Annotated in this window: 19 protein-coding genes; 13 read left to right on the top strand and 6 right to left on the bottom strand. The window is 49.4% G+C overall.

The window, feature by feature from the left end; all coding sequences use genetic code 11:
* The first annotated feature begins 101 nt into the window (after positions 1–101).
* Positions 102–245, top strand: a complete 144-nt coding sequence (locus H6F80_RS29490) for a hypothetical protein (RefSeq protein ID WP_206755116.1) — start codon at positions 102–104, stop codon at positions 243–245.
* A gap of 347 nt (positions 246–592) precedes the next feature.
* Here H6F80_RS29490 and H6F80_RS26645 read toward each other — a convergent pair whose 3' ends face one another.
* Complete coding sequence (locus H6F80_RS26645) at positions 593–1,384, bottom strand: RNA methyltransferase (RefSeq protein ID WP_190794541.1); 792 nt, start codon at positions 1,382–1,384, stop codon at positions 593–595.
* 141 nt (positions 1,385–1,525) lie between these two features.
* Here H6F80_RS26645 and H6F80_RS26650 point away from each other — a divergent pair, with 141 nt between their 5' ends.
* From H6F80_RS26650 to nadC, 6 genes are all read left to right on the top strand, one after another.
* On the top strand, positions 1,526–1,747 hold the full coding sequence (locus tag H6F80_RS26650; protein WP_190794542.1) for a DUF2256 domain-containing protein: 222 nt from the start codon (positions 1,526–1,528) through the stop codon (positions 1,745–1,747).
* A gap of 92 nt (positions 1,748–1,839) precedes the next feature.
* Positions 1,840–2,796, top strand: coding sequence for an isoaspartyl peptidase/L-asparaginase (locus H6F80_RS26655; RefSeq protein ID WP_190794543.1), 957 nt, complete (start codon positions 1,840–1,842; stop codon positions 2,794–2,796).
* A gap of 31 nt (positions 2,797–2,827) precedes the next feature.
* On the top strand, positions 2,828–3,208 hold the full coding sequence (locus tag H6F80_RS26660; RefSeq protein ID WP_190794544.1) for a hypothetical protein: 381 nt from the start codon (positions 2,828–2,830) through the stop codon (positions 3,206–3,208).
* A 283-nt stretch (positions 3,209–3,491) separates the two neighbouring features.
* A complete protein-coding gene (locus tag H6F80_RS26665; protein ID WP_199296852.1) occupies positions 3,492–4,442 on the top strand; it encodes a GDP-mannose 4,6-dehydratase in 951 nt (316 codons plus the stop codon).
* 317 nt (positions 4,443–4,759) lie between these two features.
* Positions 4,760–5,053: a DUF2470 domain-containing protein gene (locus H6F80_RS26670; RefSeq protein WP_190794545.1), complete on the top strand. Its 294-nt coding sequence runs from the start codon at positions 4,760–4,762 to the stop codon at positions 5,051–5,053.
* A gap of 32 nt (positions 5,054–5,085) precedes the next feature.
* Positions 5,086–5,979, top strand: a complete 894-nt coding sequence (gene nadC, locus H6F80_RS26675) for a carboxylating nicotinate-nucleotide diphosphorylase (protein WP_190794546.1) — start codon at positions 5,086–5,088, stop codon at positions 5,977–5,979.
* A 46-nt stretch (positions 5,980–6,025) separates the two neighbouring features.
* Here the strand turns inward: nadC and H6F80_RS26680 are convergent, their stop codons facing one another.
* Together H6F80_RS26680 and H6F80_RS30495 are read right to left on the bottom strand one after the other, a co-directional pair.
* Entirely contained in the window at positions 6,026–6,907 is an 882-nt protein-coding gene (locus H6F80_RS26680) for a C39 family peptidase (RefSeq protein ID WP_242067587.1), read from the bottom strand.
* A gap of 283 nt (positions 6,908–7,190) precedes the next feature.
* Complete coding sequence (locus H6F80_RS30495; RefSeq protein ID WP_277879273.1) at positions 7,191–7,316, bottom strand: hypothetical protein; 126 nt, start codon at positions 7,314–7,316, stop codon at positions 7,191–7,193.
* Here H6F80_RS30495 and argS point away from each other — a divergent pair.
* From argS to H6F80_RS26695, 3 genes are all read left to right on the top strand, one after another.
* Complete coding sequence (argS, locus tag H6F80_RS26685) at positions 7,315–9,075, top strand: arginine--tRNA ligase (RefSeq protein WP_518523661.1); 1,761 nt, start codon at positions 7,315–7,317, stop codon at positions 9,073–9,075. The two genes, H6F80_RS30495 and argS, sit on opposite strands and share 2 nt — an antisense overlap.
* 231 nt (positions 9,076–9,306) lie before the next feature.
* The gene (locus H6F80_RS26690; protein WP_190794547.1) at positions 9,307–10,923 is read left to right on the top strand and encodes a glycosyltransferase family protein; all 1,617 of its coding nucleotides are present in this window, start codon (positions 9,307–9,309) and stop codon (positions 10,921–10,923) included.
* Between the two features lie 130 nt (positions 10,924–11,053).
* Positions 11,054–11,326: a hypothetical protein gene (locus H6F80_RS26695; protein WP_190794548.1), complete on the top strand. Its 273-nt coding sequence runs from the start codon at positions 11,054–11,056 to the stop codon at positions 11,324–11,326.
* A gap of 91 nt (positions 11,327–11,417) precedes the next feature.
* Here H6F80_RS26695 and H6F80_RS26700 read toward each other — a convergent pair whose 3' ends face one another.
* Positions 11,418–12,404: a hypothetical protein gene (locus H6F80_RS26700; RefSeq protein ID WP_190794549.1), complete on the bottom strand. Its 987-nt coding sequence runs from the start codon at positions 12,402–12,404 to the stop codon at positions 11,418–11,420.
* A gap of 3 nt (positions 12,405–12,407) precedes the next feature.
* Complete coding sequence (locus tag H6F80_RS26705) at positions 12,408–13,025, bottom strand: J domain-containing protein (RefSeq protein ID WP_242067588.1); 618 nt, start codon at positions 13,023–13,025, stop codon at positions 12,408–12,410.
* 266 nt (positions 13,026–13,291) lie between these two features.
* Between H6F80_RS26705 and H6F80_RS26710 the strand changes: the two genes are divergently transcribed.
* A complete protein-coding gene (locus tag H6F80_RS26710; RefSeq protein ID WP_190794550.1) occupies positions 13,292–13,618 on the top strand; it encodes a hypothetical protein in 327 nt (108 codons plus the stop codon).
* Between the two features lie 326 nt (positions 13,619–13,944).
* Positions 13,945–14,178, top strand: a complete 234-nt coding sequence (locus H6F80_RS26715; RefSeq protein WP_190794551.1) for a hypothetical protein — start codon at positions 13,945–13,947, stop codon at positions 14,176–14,178.
* 124 nt (positions 14,179–14,302) lie between these two features.
* Here H6F80_RS26715 and H6F80_RS26720 read toward each other — a convergent pair whose 3' ends face one another.
* The gene (locus H6F80_RS26720) at positions 14,303–16,333 is read right to left on the bottom strand and encodes a hypothetical protein (RefSeq protein WP_190794552.1); all 2,031 of its coding nucleotides are present in this window, start codon (positions 16,331–16,333) and stop codon (positions 14,303–14,305) included.
* A gap of 346 nt (positions 16,334–16,679) precedes the next feature.
* Between H6F80_RS26720 and H6F80_RS26725 the strand changes: the two genes are divergently transcribed.
* Positions 16,680–16,976 carry a M23 family metallopeptidase gene (locus H6F80_RS26725; protein WP_190794553.1) on the top strand — a complete coding sequence of 99 codons (297 nt, stop codon included), beginning with the start codon at positions 16,680–16,682 and terminating at the stop codon, positions 16,974–16,976.
* Positions 16,977–17,068 lie beyond the last annotated feature (92 nt).

Consider the following 17,068-nt stretch of genomic DNA (forward strand, 5'->3'; position numbering starts at 1 on the left):
AAAGATGAAATTGTTAAGCTTTACCAAATCATAGCGATCGCCGAGATAATTCATTCGGACGAGCAGGCATCGAACGAGCCGGAGAAGATGGGCGGCTTGGTTTGGCTCGGTTTGGGTTAAACCCAACAGCGGGCGAAGAACGAGTTGTCGATTGCTCTGATTTAACTTCTGAAGCCGAAGCAGGCGACACGCGGCGAGAACGACGGCGAGATGGGCGACGACGCTGCGACTCTTGGGGGCGATAGCTTGGTTCAAGCACGGGCAATACCTCGACAACAGGTAGATAAAGAGAGTTCTTACATTTAGCGGAGTGCGCCTGGAATAAGGAATTCTCGCTGGTAGCAGTACTCTAGGGGAATGAATGCTGAGCGGATTATCCTACCGGAGCAGATTTTTAAGCGAACCTTAACGCTATATCTAGAGTTTCGCTGTTTATTTTTAATCGTTATTTACGAATCTGACAAGCACTTAACGCATAGAAATTTTTGAAGAGGATATGGAGGAATTTTCGCGAGAGGATATAAGCCCTCCAAGATTAAACGATGCAGCTTTGGAGCAAAACGATGCTTCACAAAAGTTCAAGCAGACTTATTCAGGGGGCTTCAGACGATTTTTCTTGCCCTAAAGCCCACTCTGCCTGACGCAAGATTCCGCGTAGCATTGCCACTTCTTCTGAAGAAGGGAGCGATCGCCCCAACAGTCTGCGAAATTTTTCCATACGGCTAGGTGCAGTATGGGGATAAAGATAGCCAATCTTCAGCAGCAGTGCCTCTAACTGTTGGTAGTACGCTTCCAAAGTTTCAAACGTTGGCGGAGGTTCTGAAGCGGCAGCGATCGTCGGAGGAACTGCTGGCAGGGCTGAGAAGGACGGCAGCTTGAGCGTTAAATAAAGCTCGTAGCAGCAAATTGCAGCCGCTTGCGCCAGATTGAGCGATTCATATTCTGAGCTGGCAGGGATGCAGACGAGCCGTTGGGCATAGTTCAATTCCTGGTTCGTGAGTCCCCGGTCTTCCCGTCCAAAAATGAGCGCAGCATTGGCTGAAGAACCCGTTTGGAAATCAGCAGGAACCAGCCAGGACAGCGCATTTCGGGGTGGCTCTAGCGGCATCTTCAGCGTTGTGTCACTGCGACCCGTAGTGGCAATAACCCGATGACAGTCCTGCAAAGCTTCTGGTAAGGTCTGCACTCGCAGCGCGGCTTCCAGCACATCGGCAGCATGAACCGCCATTTTCCTTGCCTCGTCACCCAGGGGATCACATTGTGGATTCACTAGCACAAGCTGTCGTAGCCCCATATTTTTCATAATGCGAGCTACTGATCCCACGTTCAAAGCTCCCGCAGGCTCCATTAACACAATTCGTATGCCCGATAAATCATTTGGCATCAATATAGATCAAAAATTCAGAATCTTCAAAATCGGAAATTGAGATGAAACCATCTCGCTCTCTGATATCTTCTATCTTTTACTCGCTACGATCGATGACGTATCAATATCGAAATGAATCAACGGAATCTTTAACAACCGATGGCAAAATCGCGATCGAAATCTGATCTCCCGACTAAAATCTGTCCTGTGTGCGGTCGTCCCTTTGCTTGGCGCAAAAAATGGGCAGACTGCTGGGACGAGGTGAAATACTGCTCCGATCGCTGTCGGCGACGACGCCCATCGACAAAGCCAGACGAAGCAGATACTGGAAGCGTGACAGATGCAGATTCGTTTACCGTTTGCTTTGCCATTTCCAGGTAGGATTAGCGATTAGGATTTCGATCACAGGCTTCCGCCAGAGGCGTAGCAATCCAGAGGCGTAATAATAGGGTTTAACCAGGGGATTTTCAACGATGTCGATCGTAGATGGACAGCCCAAGCTCATCATTCATGGAGGTGCGGGCAGTTCGCTCAAGGGGGAAAAAGGAGCGGATTTGGTGCGTCAGTCGCTCTACCAGGTTATCGATGCGGTTTACGACAAATTGCTGTCGGGCTTGGATGCGAAATCTGCGGTGATTCTGGGCTGTCAGCTTCTAGAAGACGATCCCCGCTTTAATGCCGGAACCGGATCGGTGCTTCAGTCCGACGGGCAGATTCGCATGAGTGCTTCTTTAATGGATGGCAATGCCCAACGCTTTAGCGGCATTATCAACGTGTCGCGAGTGCAAAACCCAATTCAGCTCGCGCAGTTTCTCCAGAGCTCAGACGATCGCGTGCTGTCAGACAATGGCGCAATGGAGCTGGTGCGCGAACTGCAACTGCCTGCCTACGATCCCCTGACCAAGCTGCGGCTTCAGGAATGGATTCTGGAGCGTGAAGGCAATTTTGACAAAGCGATGGCGGGCGTGGTTGCCGAAAAAGAGCTGGTGAGCGAGGCCGGACGGGGGACGATCGGGGTAGTAGTTCGCGATGCCGCTGGGCAGCTTGCCGCAGGCACGTCCACAGGCGGAAAAGGCTTTGAGCGAATTGGACGAGTCAGCGATTCTGCGATGCCTGCTGGAAATTATGCCACTGCCGACGCTGCCGTAAGCTGCACCGGAATTGGCGAAGACATTATCGAAGAGTGCCTTGCTGCCCGGATTGTGATTCGCACCACCGATGGCTTGCCGATCTCTGCTGCCTTCGATCGCTCCTTCCGGGAGGCACATCAGCGAAACCGCGACCTGGGTGCGATCGGGATCGATGCCACGGGAACGATCGCCTGGGGCAAAACCAGCGAAGTGCTGCTAGCGGCTTATCATGACGGTGAAACGATCGGCGATACGCTCGACATGGCTCGATCGATGGGCACGGGCAGCCGATTGGCTTAGATCAGCTCAGGGCAGGAGCAAAGGAGCAGAAATGCCGCTTTTATTGGTTTGTGTGGTGCTGTTTTTTGGTGTAGCGCAGTTCTACCAGTGGTCGAATGGGCTAGACAGCTTGCCCTTTCCCGTTTTGTTGCTGGCTGGGGCAGCGTTGGCGATCGTTTCTAATCTCAGTCAGCGCGATTCGCAATCGATTTCTTCATCGTCTGAGGCTGCTTCAGTTCCCGTTCAACAGGCTGCCACTCCTGCCCCTACGCTGCCGCCGGATATTCGCCCGGTGGCTGAACTTCGCCCCAAAGCTGAACCTCAGCTTCCCCAATTTGAACCGTCGATCGCGCCTCAAGCTGAAAAATCCATCTCGTTTACGCTCAATCCAGCATCTGCTCGAACGAGAGAATCAACCGCATCACCCGAATAATAAGCTGGGGGGCAACGTAAATCCGAAGAGCAACAGAAGCAATTTGTTGCCCAGTGAGTTGATCGGGGCACTTTAGGCTGAGAGGTGATTTGAGCAGTGTTCGAGGTGCTACATTGCTCCCTTAGCATTGCCCCCTCAATTCCTAAACCTGGGAAATTTTGAAACCCGAAAGCAAGTCGGTTCCTTCTAGAATTGACCCGTTAGAGGGGCGATCGAAGCCAGCACGGTCGCTTGTCAAACCGTCTCTTAACCTCATAAAGTTGCCCTACGGATTGCCCTACCTATGGTGAAGACAGCCCTTATCTGCGGAATCTCAGGACAGGACGGAGCTTATCTAGCTCAACTGCTGCTGAGTCATAGCTATACTGTGGTCGGCACATCGCGGGACGCCCAAATTTCTACGTTTCGCAATCTGGTACGGTTGGGAATTCGCGATCGCGTCAAAACCTGCTCGATGGCACTCAACGACTTTCGCAGCGTGCTTCAGGTAATTAACAAAGTGCAGCCGGATGAAATCTACAATCTGGCAGGGCAAACCTCGGTTGGACTCTCGTTTGAGCTGCCTGTAGAAACGATGGAAAGCATTACGCTGGGCACGCTCAATCTGCTGGAGGCGATTCGCTTTATTAATGCCCCAATTCGGCTCTACAATGCGGGGTCGAGCGAATGTTTTGGCGATACGGGCACAGCACCCGCCGATGAAACGACTCCCTTTCGTCCGCGTAGCCCCTATGCAGTGGCAAAGGCAGCGGCTTTCTGGCAAGTGGCAAACTACCGCGAGGCATACGAGCTGTTTGCTTGCTCTGGTATTTTGTTTAACCACGAATCGCCTCTGCGCCCCAAACGCTTTGTGACGCAAAAAATTGTGCAGGCAGCGGCAGACATTGCGGCAGGTCGAGCCGAGAAACTGTCTTTGGGCGATATCTCGATTCGGCGGGACTGGGGTTGGTCGCCGGAATATGTGGAGGCCATGTATCAAATGCTGCAACAGGAGCAACCGGACGACTTTGTGATCGCCACTGGACATACCCATAGCTTGCAGGAATTTGTGGCTGAAGTGTTTGATTACCTGGGCTTAGACTGGCACGATCGCGTGGAAGTCGATCGCAGTTTGTTTCGCCCCACGGATATCGCCGTGAGCTGCGGCAATGCAGCCAAAGCAAAGCAAATGCTGGGCTGGCAGGCAAAGTACACGATGAAGGATGTGGCACATCTGATGGTGGATGCGCTGTAGGGGCTGCCAATCGATCGGGTTGGGTTGGAGAAGATTGGGCTGGAAAAGATTAGGCTGGAAAAGATTCTGCAAATTTCTCAGTCGGGACAACCCGTTTGATAATGTAAGGATGTTGCTTGTGCTGCGGAATTCATGCAAAAGCTGAAAGATGCTGTCAACGTCCTGATTTTCCTGGCTTTGATTGGTTTTATTGCCAACAGCCTGTTTCGGATTACCGTTTTCTTTTTGCACGGCAGCTAATCGCAGCTCAGTTCATCTGACAGTAAGTTTTGCAAAATTCCGTCCATTGTTTACCTCATTTCAAAACCAGAGCTTTTATGTCTGACGCTTTCTCTCCAGCCATTAGCGATCGCATTTGCGCTCACATGAATGATGACCACAAGGATGCTGTAATCCTCTACGCTCAGGCGTTTGGCAGCGTGGATGATGTCACCGCAGCCCGGATGCAGAAAATCGACGCTGAAGGAATGGATTTACTGGTCGAGTCGAACGGAGCAGAAATGCCGCTACGGGTCACATTTGATCACACGCTGCAGGACGCTGAGGATGCTCATCACACGCTGATCGGCATGGTGAAGCAGGCGTTGCAGATGATTAGCCCCGCTCACTAAGTAGCGGATTTGGAGATCGCTGGAATGTACCAATGCTAAATACAAGTTCTGCCGTTTTGCCGCCGCCGATTGTGCTTGATCCCCTGCTGCAAAGCTGGCTGCAAGAAGACATTGGACGGGGCGATCGAACGACTCAAGCCCTGATTCCCTCGGCTGAAACCGGAACAGCGCAGTGGATTGTCAAAGAACCAGGCATCGTTGCTGGACTGCCGATCGCCGCACAGGTGTTTCGGCTTTTAGATCCGAACATTCAATTCGAGTTGCGGGTGACAGAAGGGCAGCGGTGCAACCGGGGAGAAACGATCGCCACCATCACAGGCTCTTTTGCCGCTTTGCTGACAGGTGAGCGGGTTGCCCTCAATCTGACCATGCGCCTGAGCGGAATTGCTACGGCAACCAGTCGCTATGTTGATAAAATCGCCGATTTGTCTGCCCAACTGGTTGATACGCGCAAAACGACTCCGGGCTTACGCATTCTCGAAAAATATGCTGCTCAGGTTGGTGGAGCCAGGAATCACCGCATGGGGTTAGACGATGGCGTGATGATTAAGGACAATCACATTGCTGCCGCAGGCGGAATCCGCCAGGCGATCGAGCAAATCCGCACTCGCATTCCCTATCCTTTAACGATCGAGGTCGAAACCGAAACCCTGGCTCAGGTCGAGGAAGCGTTGCAGCACGGCGCAGACATCATCATGCTCGACAATATGCCGCCCGACCAGATGCGTCAGGCAGTACAAAAAATCCGATCGACCAGCGATCGGATCAAGATTGAAGCTTCAGGAAATGTGACTTTGGAAACGATTCGATCGGTTGCCGAAACCGGGGTTGATTTTATCTCCAGCAGTGCCCCGATTACGCGATCGACCTGGCTCGATATCAGTATGCGGCTCAAGCAGGGGATTCTTGATTCCTCACAGGCATAATTTGCGGATTTCCGAGCAGGACCGTTCCACTAGAATCCTGATTGACTCACGAACCCGCTTTATGGGCGTAGAATAGCCTACCCCAACCCGATTGTTCACCCTCAACTAACCAGCGATGATTCAGCACGAATCGCGGATAGACAACGCCCTTGCCGTTTTCGACTGCGCCCGTGTAGCCGCCGTTTGGGTCAAGCAGACTGCCATAAGGATCGTGACAGATGTAGCCATGACTGGGTGTTCTGCCGACGACGACAATCATATGTCCTCCAGTGGGGCTTTGCAGCGTGCCACGATGGAGAATGCCAATGACGATCGGTAATCCAGCTTCCAGGGAGCGATCGAGGTCATCGTATCCGAGGTTGGTGTTCCAGGTCGATTTGATGCCGACTTGTGCCAGAGCTTTGGTTTGTGCCCCGTGATCGGTGGTGTCACCGTACTTGCGAACGATTTGGTAATAGGCATCATCGCCCGAGATCTTCGCGCCCAGAAATCGCGCTACCATTGCACAGCTTGAGGTGTTGCAGGTGCGCTGCGGCTCGTAGAGATTGTTGGTTTGCTCGTAGTAGGGCACATTCAGGCGCAGTTCCCGGTTCTTCCCAGCAGCAGGAATCCGTCCCCACATGCAGGCAAATCCTTCCAGGGTTTTAGGCTGGCTAGTTTGCTGAAGCCATTTCAGCGCAGCGTTTTGGTGCGGACGACCCTGATAAAACCGAAACACCTGCACAAAATCGATCGTCCCTTTCTCTTCCCCGTTACGCCACATTTGCGCGAATTCTGCCTGTCGCTGCTGCCCGGTTGATGCCTGAAGCCACTGAATTAATTTAATTTGCTGTGGATCGCTGCGAAACTGCTTCGCGATTGCAATGAGATCGATTGACGAAACTACGGATGAAACGGCTTGAGCGGGAGAATTGATGCTGGCAACCATAAATGACGTTCAGCCTCTTGAGAAATGGTAGAAATACACCCATCGCGCTTCATGGAAATATGCCTTTTGCAGGTATTTCAGACAGAGCGAAGAATAATTTCACAATAAAAGTCCAATTCTGCTCCTTCCTTCCGTGCATTTTCCGAAATCGCGGCAGGCAAAACAGAAAGAGAACCAATTGTCCCGTAGAATTGCGGCTTTTTGAGAGAATTTATCCAGGATGTGATCACACTGCCTTCCCATCATCAAGCGGTGGAAGCAATCGGGGCGGAGAACAAGTCTATTAACCTTGCCCAAATATGCCAAAGTGCTGAATGATAGAGAGTCGACCCGCCAGAGGCGGCAGCGCGAAGCGATCGCTATCCTGGTAAAGAGACAAAAGCGGCAGTAGTTTTGGCAGGTGAGACATGATGAATGCGACGATCGCCCAGTTAAAGCAGCAGTTTGAGCAGGCATTGGTAGCCGCCTTTGGTGATGAGCTAGCAGGAACCGACCCGGTGCTAGTGCCAACGAGCAACCCAAAGTTTGGCGACTATCAGGCAAATGTGGCAATGTCGCTTGCGAAGAAACTGGGTCAACCGCCGCGATCGATCGCCGAGCAAATCATTCAACACTTGAGTGTCAGCGAAATCTCTGAGCCGCCTACTGTAGCAGGAGCCGGATTTATTAACCTGACGCTCAAGCCTGCCTACCTGGAATCTCAGCTTCGCCAGATGCAAAACGACGATCGCCTGGGTGTGCCTGAAACAAAGGAACCCCAGCGGACGATCGTAGATTTTTCTAGCCCGAATATTGCTAAGGAGATGCACGTCGGTCATTTGCGATCGACCATTATTGGCGACAGCTTTGCACGGGTGCTGGAATTTCTGGGGCATGATGTGCTGCGGCTCAACCATGTAGGCGATTGGGGCACACAGTTTGGAATGTTGATTACTTATTTGCGTGAGGCGTATCCAGAGGCGCTGACGCAGCCCGAAGCCCTTGATCTGGGAGACTTGACCGCATTTTACAAACAGGCAAAACAGCGATTTGACGAGGATGAAACTTTCCGGGAGACTTCTCGGCTCGAAGTGGTGAAGCTGCAATCAGGTAATCCCGAAACCGTTAAAGCATGGCAATTGCTTTGTGAGCAGTCGCGCCAGGAATTTGAAGTGATTTACAAGCTGCTCGACATTCACATTACGGAGCGGGGCGAATCTTTCTATAATCCGCTGTTGCCTGGAGTTGTCGCTGACCTGGAGAAAGCAGGCTTGCTGGTCGAAGATCAGGGGGCAAAGTGCGTTTTTCTGGAAGGCTTTATGAATAAGGACGGCAATCCGTTACCGCTGATTATTCAGAAATCGGACGGCGGCTATAACTACGCGACGACCGACCTGGCAGCCCTGCGCTACCGGATTCAGCAAGATCACGCCGATCGCATGATTTACGTTACCGATGCCGGGCAGGCAAATCACTTCGCTCAGGTGTTTCAGGTGGCGCGGCGGGCAGACTGGATTCCCGATACGGTGGAATTGGTTCATGTGCCGTTTGGCTTTGTGCAGGGCGAGGACGGCAAAAAGTTTAAAACGCGATCGGGTGAAACGGTTCAGCTCAGGTCACTGCTGGATGAGGCGATCGATCGGGCAAGGCAAGATCTCGTTACTCGGCTGCAAACGGAGGAACGGCAGGAATCAGAGGAGTTTATTAACCACGTCGCTCAGGTAGTGGGCATCAGTGCGGTGAAATACGCTGATTTGAGCCAGAACCGCACCAGCAACTATGTGTTTAGCTATGACAAAATGCTGGCACTTCAGGGCAACACGGCTCCCTACATGCTGTATGCCTATGTGCGAGTGCAGGGCATTAGCCGCAAGGGGGGAATTGATTTTTCTAAGCTGGGAGCCGATGCACCGATCGTCCTGCAAGAAGAAACCGAGCTGGCACTGGCAAAACACCTGCTGCAATTCGACCAAATTCTGAGCGATGTAGAAGCCGAACTCCATGCCAATCGCCTCTGCCAATATCTTTTTGAATTGAGCCAGAAATACAATCAGTTCTACGATCGCTGCCCTGTTTTGCAGGCAGAAGAACCGCTTCGCACCTCTCGACTTATTCTCTCTAACCTCACCGCCAGAACCATCAAACAGGGACTTACTCTATTAGGAATTCCGGTACTGGAACGGATGTAGTTTAGAGGATATTTGAACAATTCTGGTTGTGACCCAAATCTGATTGTGACCCGAATTGCGCCCTTATCCCAACTGTGGGGAAATCACTCTCCTTTCAGTTTCAAATTCCTCAAAGTCTAGCTTTCCTTCAGAATTCAAAGTCCCCCAGCATTGAGGAATTTACGGGCAATGTAGGACTTCTCACACTCCTCCAACACTCTCCGCTCACCAGCTATCGCAGGAACTTTTGCTGTGACAGGAAAGCCCCTACCCCCGCCTAAAAACCCGAAGCTCCTCCAACAGGTGCGTTTTATCGCGATCGCCCTACTGGTGCTGGCAATTTGCTTTCGCTTTGCCCACCTCGATCGCAAAGTGTACTGGCACGACGAAGCTTATACCTCAACGGTGATTACGGCTCGTCCCGGAAAGTACTTCAACGAAGACATCTTTAAAAATACGCTGGCGAAACCTGCCGATCTGCTGGCATATCAGCGTTTTGTCCCGGATTTGGCTTTGGGCGATATGGTAGTGCGAAAGGGCACAGAAGATGTGCAGCACCCCCCGGTTTATTACCTCTTGCTGCGGTTTTGGGCACAGTGGTGGGGGACGGCTCCGGCAGTGACTCGCAGCTTCTCAGCCCTGCTCAGCCTATTGATCTTTCCGGCACTGTACTGGCTCTGTTGGGAACTATTTGAATCCCGCTTAAGCGGATGGGTCGCGATCGCCCTGTTTGCTGTCTCCCCGTTTCACCTGGTATTTGGACAAGAAGTGCGGCAGTTTGGCTTCTGGACAGTTCTCACGCTTGTCTGTAGTGCGCTGCTGCTGCGGGCAATCCGTTCCTCTTCCTGGCGCAATTGGGCATGGTATGGCGTATCAATGCTTGTTGCCTCTTACACTGCTTTATTTACGCTGGGTGTTGCGGTCGGTCATTTTGCTTATGTTCTATTTGTAGATTCAGATAATCGATTTGTTAAACTGCCCTTGCAGATGGGAAAACGCACGATTTCCTGTTTCATCACGCTGCTATTGGTCGCTTTATTTTTTATTCCCTGGATATCCTTCATCATTACATCGAGGGATACGCTGAGTGCGACAACAAGTTGGACTTCGATCTCGCCAGCACCACTAACTTACCTACAAGCCTTAGCGTTTAACTTTAGCCGCAGTTTTGTTGATTTCAACGCTAAGTTTAGTGACTCCCTTGCCTATATTTTGGCAATCCCAATTTTGATTCTGCAAGGTTATGCCCTGTCTGTGGTTTGCCGCAATGCACCCAAGAAAATCTATTGGTTTATCCTCACCTTTGTGGGCAGCACTGCCCTCATACTATGGCTTCCAGATCTTCTGCTAGGGGGACAGCGGCTCACTGTCATTCGATATCCTATTGTTTGCTATGTTGGCTTACAACTCGCAGTCGTTTATCTGCTATCAGCCTATTTAACCGAAACTCAAAAATGGAAGTCTAGCTTTGCAAAGCTGGTTTTCTCCCTGCTAATTCTGTTAGGAATTCTCTCTTGTGGGGTCTATTCTCAAGCAAATACCTGGTGGAATAAAGATGTGAATTCTAATTACCATCAGCTTGCTAATTTAATTAATGAAAGCGATCGTCCCCTCATCATTGCTGATGCTTTCAGCTACTATCCGATCAGTCTTATTTCCCTCAGCTACCTGCTCAAACCGAATACCCAGTTACTATTGCTGCCAGCCGTTGGAGATTCGTTTTCCGTTCAATCCCTCCCTGAAGGAGTTGAAACAATCTTTCTATTCAATCTGCCAGAAGTTTTTCGTCAGCAGTTTGAGTCCCGATTTCAAAAAAAACTTATCCCAGCATTTCAAGATCCCTGGAATGAGGTTTGGAAAGCCAATTAACAAGCAAATATCAATTCGTATTACGACCAGAGAAAAACTTTGATAGCGCGGTTATAAGTTTTGGCTTGTCAGTCATGTTTGAAAGTCTTCGGTTTAATCTCTAGGGTTCTTACCCTAGGAGATCTTGAATATGGCTTACCTTATCGAGCCGCAAACGGTTGTCGGTTGGCTTCTGCATGAGCGATTTGAGCGACAGGCGGTGAAAATTGTGCTGCTGGGCAATCCCCATGCTGTGGATCAGTGTGTGATTGAACTAGAACGAAAAGGCTTCTGCGATAGCTATGCCTGGAGTCCATCACTCAACATCCGCGAAAACGCACCCCCAATTCAACCACTTCCGGGCGAACTGATGCGCCTATACAAACGCTGGTATCCGCCCACCGCCCAGCGCATTTTCTCGTAGGGGCGATCGTCTTTCGGATTCAATGGTAGGATTTTGTGGCTGCAAATTGCCTTTGCAATGCCAAGGTTTTGAGCAGCCGCAGATTGGTAGATTAAGCTGCCTTGCTAGATGGTGGATCTAGTATTTGTTTGACCTGATTAAGTCGCAGAACGACTTCGTAGTTGTCAGGATATAGTTCGCTAACAAATTGAATCAGATGATCAACAGTGCAAGGTTTTCGAGAACCACCATTCCACGTGTGAAAGTCCTGATGTACTTCTTGAGTCAGGGCAATGAGATTATCTACACAAGCCGCAAGATGAGGATAGTGCTCCTTTGAAAAAATATGATGCGCGACAATTTGGACGTTTTTGCTATGCTTTCCGTAAGCTTTTCCAGTAATTTGACAACGTTTACCATCTCGCTTTTTAGCAACTTCCATAGCAGCATCAATTTTTTTCTGCTGTGCTGCCTGTGCATCAATGATGAGTTTGAAGGTTCTCCTGCCTACAATCTCGATCGCCCCACACCAACCTTGTCGATCTTTAACCCTCAAAGTTTTAGCAAGATTTTGAGATAGTTTGTAGAAGCCGGATAGCGAATAATACCGAACGCTATCAATATCGTCAAAATCTTCGTAGATCTTCATGGGATCATACGATTTTTGAATGTCATCGAATGCTTTGTTCAGACGTGCTGGACTGGTGCAAAGAATACTTACAACATCTTTTTTTGAGAGAAAGTGACGGCTATTTCTAATTGTGAGTGAACTACAGTTTTCCTGAATTTTTCGGCTAATAAAGGCATTGCGAATCTTTTCTTTATGTCTCGTAATAAATTCTGTAATGAGTGCCCAAATACTTTTCGGTGTCTTCTCATCCATGTATTTCGCGATCGCATAAGCTCCCTGCTCAGAGAAGAGCCGTTCCCCTAAAGTCTTGTTGAGATAGATAAAATGCTCATTCTCGCGCAGTTCCCATTGATCGCTTGAATCAGCATCGAAGAAGGTAACAATCTCGTCTAGTTTCTGATGTGTAATTTCTAGAGCAGTAGCGAGTTCAGCTTCGCGGATCGTAAACCCTGTCTTCTTGGTAGCCATGATTCACGCCTCTGCGCTGATGCTCTTGTACATGATGGTGAGACAGTCAAATATGACCGCATCGCTCGTCTCAGGAGCATCAGGATGGTAAATCTTGCTCAAGCGATGGTAAGCGTTTCTAATGTCTTGTTGTGTTGCAGTTTGAGGATCGAGACCAAAGACCTGCCACGGCTTGAAGTAATTGAAAATATTAATGCCATTAATACAGCCGTATCCCTGTTGATTCTCCTCTTCTGGCAGAATTCCAATGAACTTACGATAGAGTTTTTTCCAACCTTCCTTGACACTCAAATTCAGCCCATCCATGCCATCGGTTGCCATCTTAAATGCACCAGATTTTTTCAGCTCAGTTGTATTCTTGACCGAGAAATGCTGATAAATGGCTGCCTTAAGTTGCGCTAAACTGAGTGGTTTAACTTTTGGCGGCTTAATTACTACTTTGTGATTGGTAATTACAAACTGAGCAAATTCCTCTAAAGCAGAGGTGTTTATTCCATGTATTTCTGAGAGCCGAGCGATCTCGTTTTGTAGGAGCGAGTTGAGGGGGGCAGGTGTTTTTGGTTTGGCTGGCTTTGCAGTTTTAGGCATCGCTGACTTGGCTTTAGCAGCAGTTTTAGGCATGGTTTAGGAAATTGCTCTGTCTAACCCTATCTACAGAATGCCCAACGAAGATCAGGGGGAACAAGAGCCAAAGAAATTTGTAATGCAGGACAAAAGACAAGTTGCGATCGTCCCAGCCTTATATCAGCAAAGTTTTTCAAATGCGACTACGGGGCTTAACGCCTCAGTGACTACACCTGCGGACAAACGCTAATCTAACGTCTGATATAGGTTCTGCCTGATGAGACCGCACTAACATCATATCTAGTCGTTTCTTAGCAAAGCCAATGTCATCTCAATTCAATCGCGATTTCGAGTCCGCTCAGGCAAATGAACGATCGCTGTTCGATCGCATCTTTCGCGACAGTAACGGTAACATTGTGATTATTCAGCCGCCCAACCTGCCAATCCTCGTTGGAACAGCAGCCACGTTGCTCCATTTTGTGGCTCCAAATGGCACGATTGGAATTCTGTCAGGCTTAGTCGGGTTTGGCACTTTATACAGCTGGGCATGGCTGGAACTCTTCTCAGGTGTTAACTATTTCCGTCAGGGATTGGGCTTAGTGAGCTTAATCGGTCTAATCGCTCTAGGATATAGCCTTTTCAGCGTGTGACTTCCTGAAGGACTGCCCCTTTAAACACGAATTAGCGATTGGCAATCGGCTTAACCAACAGTAATCGCTTTACGAGTTTGCACTACAACAGCAGTCACTTCCTCAAATGAAGAAAAGCATTGTATTGCAAATTCAGTTTGTTGAATGGAGGTTAACGGACTCGAACCGCTGACATCCTGCTTACAAAGCAGACGCTCTTTGGGCTCAAAAATTGCTCAAATCTATGAAACACGAGGCTTCAGCCACTTTTCTGCTTGGCATTTGATCGTCTCAAACTGTCGTAAAATGCCTACTGTTGCTGCACTTTTTAGGGAAAATTTAGGGAAGTGCATGAGAGGGAAGCAATCGCCCAAATTAATCAACGGCTGAAAGCTGCCGCGATTCCTGTCCGTGTTGGCATTCGCGGCAAAGCCCTTCACCTTCGGGCGACATTGCGCGCAAAAAATGGGATTGGCAAGAAGCAGCAAGATATTAGTCTGGGCATTCCTGCCTGCTTTGATGGGTTTAGACGGGCTGAACTGGAAGCACACCAGCTTAGCAATGATCAACGATCGGAGTGAGTTAGCGATATCAATCGCACAATCAGAGAAGCGACTGGAGTGGGCTACATTATTTCGATCAGAAACTGTAGAGCAATTCATCGGGGGGCGGCAAGACCTTTAAAACCCGCCCTAATGATCATCGTTAATCAATGCGTACTCGATCAATCGAGGAAGAATGAGCAATCCCTTCGGTTTCTGCGGCAGTCCCTGCTACAACCAAAAACTTAGTGTGCAGCAAAACCTCGTTTGATTGCCTGATTTGGGGACGCAAAGTAGGTCTGGGGTAGTTGAGGATATCATAGTGAAGGCAGCTATTGGGAGTGTTGCGATCGAGTTCTTGCCTTAGATTGAACCATTCACATTGGGTCTGATGCTGATAATTATGAAGCTGAACAATTCCCAACTTGTCATCTACATTCACCCAATTCTGTCCCATTTGCCAATTCACCACTCTCAGGTTAAGTAATTTGACCGCCTTGCGCTGCAAGCGAGCCAATAAACCAGATTTAAGTTGATTCTGATGATTCTGAGCTTGAGTCGTGGGATCGAAGCTAATCGTAGCACTGCCAGTATCCCATTTGAAATGGCGCTCGTAGTCATTGAAGCGATCGTTGGCTATCGCCAATCTTAGACCTTCCTGTGCGATTACCATAATCTTACTGCGGGCAATAAAGCGGCTTTCTACAATTGCCAGTTTTTGCCCTGGTCTCACCTCATAGGACAACTCATGTACAAAGGCTTCTCGTTGTCTAGAACGATATGAAATCGTTCCCTTAACAATAAAGCCGTCACCTGTTGCTTGCATCGAACGAATGGAGACTGCACTTTGTATTCCCAAAACAGTAACTCTGCCTAGCAGATTGTTAGCTGTCCATTCTGCGGCGTTGTCCATACCGCTGGGAATAAATAGCGCAATTGGAAAAGGATCAGTTAGTGTTCGCCAGGAAAACGATGCAAACAATTCTGGGGTTCTCACCCAGCAAATACTAGCTTCCTGTCCCATCGTGCGACCACTAATCCGTTGAGCAAATTCCTGGGGCGGAGTGATCTGCTTAGTGGTCTGTAACCGGCGGTGCAGCAAGTAAGCAAGCCCTAAATCGGCATAACAATCAGTTTCGTACTTCGCGCTCTGACCGAACAATCGGTTGCGGGTGACTCGTTGACCAAAAAAACTGCCATCCTGGTTGTCTTGTTGTTCACTTGCCAAGGTGCAGATACGGGAGACTTCGATCGTCCGAGCATCTGTGTCTTCATACTTGTTCTGCAATAAGACCAGCACCGGCACGATGAAGTAAAGTCCGTAGGTATATCGAGCCCAGTCTTTTCCACCGATGTAAGCAAAGCGATTGTCTAGAAAAGTGGTTTTAACTCGATTCCACAGATCTTTAACGTGGTGAAACAGTGCTTCTGGAATCGGCTGTCCTGTGCTTAGTAGAGCATAGTAACTCCAGGTAACAGACACAAGGGGACTAGCAACGTAACAAAAATGGTAGGCTCCGTGATTTTCCAGAGTATAGTCTGAATAAATGTTAACGGTGTAGACCTGCTCTTTCAGTTGTTTACCATCAACCCACACCTGAGAGTGATGATCCTGAGCAACCGAAAGGGTATTAAGGCTAAATTCAATCAGCTTTTCTCGCCACCCTTCGCACTGCTGATGCTGCGGAAATAGAGCGATCGCGGTTGCCAGAATTTCTGTATCCCAAGCATTTTCCTCAGCTTTTGTATCTTCCGCCAACCCACTGGGAACGATGCGGTCTAAATGCCGGGATGCCTCAAATACTACAACTCGTTCTACTGCCCTTTGCTGCTCCTGGCTGAGTGTGTGCCAGATTAACTGCGCTCCCAACGCCATCTTGGTTGTCCACCAGGCTGACTGCCATGCATTTCCCCACTGGCGACCATTGCCACAGGGAATATCACCTGTCACATGGCTGCGAGTCATGTAATTGAGACAGCATTTGGCTCGATCGAGCAAGACTGATTGTTCGATACCGCTGATATTAGGATTGTAGGCTGGATCGCTGGCAAGCAAACTGGTCGTGAAGATGTAGTTGCCCATTGAGCGCATCCCGCTCTCGTCATTGTCTGGATCGCCAAAGTAACCCAGTTGAGGATCGCCGAGATAGTTCCCCTTCCAGCCACGCTCGCTATAGAGAGCAAATCGTTCCAAGATTTGTATGTAATCGGCTTCGGATGGGTAGTTGTATGGGGTCTGTACTTGATTCTCTATTTTTTCTAATTCCGCCATGATTTGCAGTTCAACCGTAGAGAATAATTTGATATACGATGCGTAAACAGAGTTAAAACCAACTCTGCTCATTACCTATGTATTGCTCTAATGTCTTGATTCAAGATAGGTTCGAGCCATTTGCTAGCAGCTTGGTTAACTGAAATGGAACTGAACCAGACTTATAAAGTACGATAATGGTGTTCTCCGCCGCAAACAGCGGGGTATCCAGACATCAAACCTTACAGATGGCTTACGCTCCAAGGGGCTAACCAGTACAGGGTTATTTGTGTTGGTCTGTACGGCGATCGTTCTCAAGAACGCCATCACGGACGCGATCGGCAGCGTGAACCCGTTTAAGGGTGATAGCAGTTCCACACCTGCTCAAGTCGTGAATGTGGATTTTCCCGGCATCTATGACGGTGGGGAAGTGGTAGGAATCCCAGTGACCTCTAACTTCGGAATGCGAGCTCACCCCATCACCGGAGTTGAGAAGATGCACGAAGGAGCAGACCTGGGAACAGACAGCGGCACTCCGCTTTATGCCCCTGCTTCTGGTGCCGCCGGAACAGCAGAAGATTGTTAGCTTCATTGCGCGAGGTTTGAATAAGCTAGCACCCCAGGGCATTACAACCGTTAAGGTTTGCGGTCAACAAATCGGCGAGGACATACCTGTTT

The sequence above is a fragment of the Leptolyngbya sp. FACHB-711 genome (genome assembly GCF_014695615.1).
Classification (GTDB): Bacteria; Cyanobacteriota; Cyanobacteriia; order Elainellales; family Elainellaceae; genus Leptolyngbya_A.

Coding starts and splice junctions, on each gene's coding strand:
- H6F80_RS26645 (WP_190794541.1), bottom strand. CDS start 1,384: ATGCCAAATGATTTATCGGGCATACGAATTGTGTTAATGGAGCCTGCG.
- H6F80_RS26650 (WP_190794542.1), top strand. CDS start 1,526: ATGGCAAAATCGCGATCGAAATCTGATCTCCCGACTAAAATCTGTCCT.
- H6F80_RS26655 (WP_190794543.1), top strand. CDS start 1,840: ATGTCGATCGTAGATGGACAGCCCAAGCTCATCATTCATGGAGGTGCG.
- H6F80_RS26660 (WP_190794544.1), top strand. CDS start 2,828: ATGCCGCTTTTATTGGTTTGTGTGGTGCTGTTTTTTGGTGTAGCGCAG.
- H6F80_RS26665 (WP_199296852.1), top strand. CDS start 3,492: ATGGTGAAGACAGCCCTTATCTGCGGAATCTCAGGACAGGACGGAGCT.
- H6F80_RS26670 (WP_190794545.1), top strand. CDS start 4,760: ATGTCTGACGCTTTCTCTCCAGCCATTAGCGATCGCATTTGCGCTCAC.
- nadC (WP_190794546.1), top strand. CDS start 5,086: ATGCTAAATACAAGTTCTGCCGTTTTGCCGCCGCCGATTGTGCTTGAT.
- H6F80_RS26680 (WP_242067587.1), bottom strand. CDS start 6,907: ATGGTTGCCAGCATCAATTCTCCCGCTCAAGCCGTTTCATCCGTAGTT.
- argS (WP_518523661.1), top strand. CDS start 7,315: ATGATGAATGCGACGATCGCCCAGTTAAAGCAGCAGTTTGAGCAGGCA.
- H6F80_RS30495 (WP_277879273.1), bottom strand. CDS start 7,316: ATGTCTCACCTGCCAAAACTACTGCCGCTTTTGTCTCTTTACCAGGAT.
- H6F80_RS26695 (WP_190794548.1), top strand. CDS start 11,054: ATGGCTTACCTTATCGAGCCGCAAACGGTTGTCGGTTGGCTTCTGCAT.
- H6F80_RS26700 (WP_190794549.1), bottom strand. CDS start 12,404: ATGGCTACCAAGAAGACAGGGTTTACGATCCGCGAAGCTGAACTCGCT.
- H6F80_RS26705 (WP_242067588.1), bottom strand. CDS start 13,025: ATGCCTAAAACTGCTGCTAAAGCCAAGTCAGCGATGCCTAAAACTGCA.
- H6F80_RS26710 (WP_190794550.1), top strand. CDS start 13,292: ATGTCATCTCAATTCAATCGCGATTTCGAGTCCGCTCAGGCAAATGAA.